2 protein-coding genes are annotated in these 1,903 nt (G+C 56.3%); one reads left to right on the top strand and one right to left on the bottom strand.

Translation table 11 applies throughout. The annotated features are described in order from the left end of the window. Nucleotides 1-74 precede the first annotated feature (74 nt). Nucleotides 75-674: a recombinase family protein gene (locus ACGYLQ_RS20735; RefSeq protein ID WP_236646223.1), complete on the bottom strand. Its 600-nt coding sequence runs from the start codon at nucleotides 672-674 to the stop codon at nucleotides 75-77. Between the two features lie 76 nt (nucleotides 675-750). On the opposite strand from ACGYLQ_RS20735, the gene ACGYLQ_RS20730 reads away from it, so the two are divergent. Next, nucleotides 751-1,903: DUF4158 domain-containing protein (locus tag ACGYLQ_RS20730; protein ID WP_394444665.1), on the top strand; the 1,153-nt coding region annotated here is incomplete at its 3' end.

Genomic DNA, 1,903 nt, shown 5'->3' with positions numbered 1-1,903 from the left:
GGGGTCGAGTGGGGCTGAGTGCAGAAAACCCCTTTAAGGTTTCTGTTGGGTTGTTTGCGCGTTGAGACTGACGCTCACGGTTCGTTCGCTCCGAGATACCGATAGATTGTCGCTTTTGAGAGGCTGTAGTGTGCCATCAGATCTTTGATCAGCATTCCAGCGGTACGCTTTTTGCGTAGCTCAACGATCTGATCTTCTGAAAGCGCGGGTCGTTTGCCGAACTGTACGCCGCGATCTTTGGCCTTCTTGATCCCATCCATCTGTCGCTCGGCGCGGATTTCGGTTTCGAACTGGCCAATGGCTCCGAGCATGTTGAACAGCAGCCGCCCGGTTGCGTCGGACGTGTCGATATTCTGATCGAGCACGACCAGATCGACACCTTTCTGTTTCAGTGTTTCAGCGATCTGGCAAAGGTGCAGTGTGGATCGCGCCAATCGGTCGATACGTGTGACAATCAGCTGGTCACCGTCGCGGACGTAATTCAGGCATTCTTTCAGCTGAGGGCGGGCGTCCGTCGTACCACTGCGCTTCTCTTCGAAAAGCTTGTCGCAGCCATCCAGCTTTTCGCGCTGCACGTCCAGAGATTGTCCGACTGAGCTGACGCGGGCGTATCCGACTTTGGCCATAGTGTCTCGAATAAATTTAGAGGTCTTGCGACTGTCATATTGAGACATTGAAAAAGACATGGCAAGCGAATGGTCTCAATTTCTACAGTTTTGAAGACCCTCTCCGTATAGAAAGACGACCCTCATGGCACACCGAGCGGTTCTGACCGCGCGACAGCGCGCGGCCCTTTTCCACCTTCCAACGGATGAGGCGTTGATCCTTCGGCATTACGCCCTGTCCGATGAAGACATCGATTTTATCCGCACCCGCCGCCGCCCTGAGAACCTGATCGGATTTGCGCTGCAGCTTTGTGCCCTTCGATATCCGGGACGGCTGCTGAGGCCCGGAGAGATCATCCCCAAAGAAATGTCTGACTTCATCGCCGCCCAGCTCGGCGTCAAACCCGATGACCTTCTACATTATGCCGAGCGAGAGAACACACGGCACGAGCACCTGGAAGTACTGCGCAAGATTTATAGGTACGAGATGTTCAAGGGCAAGCGGGTCAAACAGATGCGTGCGTGGCTTGATCAGAATGCCGAAGGTGCGCAATCGAGCGAAGGTCTGGTGAGGGCCTTTGTGCAAGAATGTCGTGGGCGGCATATCATCCTGCCGGGAACGACTGTCATGGAACGGATGTGCGCCGACGCGCTTGTTGCTGCCGAACGCCGGATCGAAACTCGGATAACGGCGCGCCTTGACCGCGCGATGCGCGCTCGTCTCGATGGCTTATTGAATGAGGAAGAGGAGGGCCAAACCACCACGTTCGTGTGGTTGCGCCAGTTTGAGCCAGGCAAGAACTCCGCAGATATCAACCGCCTGCTTGATCGGCTGGAGTTTCTGAAGGCGATTGCCTTGGCACCAGAAATTATGGACGACATCCCAGCACATCGGGTCACGCGGCTGCGCCGTCAGGGAGAACGCTACTTTGCGAAAGGACTACGTGACATCACCAGTGACCGCCGCCTTGCCATCCTGGCCGTCTGCGTCGTGGAATGGAGCGCTGCCATCGCAGATACCGTTGTGGAAACACATGACAGGATTGTAGGCAGCGTCTGGCGGGATGCGAAACGGATCTGCGACGCGCGGGTCACGGAAGCTCAGGCGGACGTCGCAAAGACCCTGGCTGGATTTGAGACCCTGGGATCAAACCTATTGATGGCCAAAGGCGACGATGCCGCCCTCGCCAATGCCGTCGATAGTTCTTGCGGCTGGAGCGGCCTTGAAAGTCTGGTCGCGCAAGCAACACAGCTTCAGGCAACGGTGAAAGCAGATACTCTGGCCCATGTGTCCAAGG

Source organism: Sulfitobacter sp. 1A12779 (assembly GCF_043557315.1).
GTDB classification, from domain to species: Bacteria; Pseudomonadota; Alphaproteobacteria; order Rhodobacterales; family Rhodobacteraceae; genus Sulfitobacter; species Sulfitobacter faviae.
This window is presented reverse-complemented; position numbering and strand designations above follow the sequence as displayed.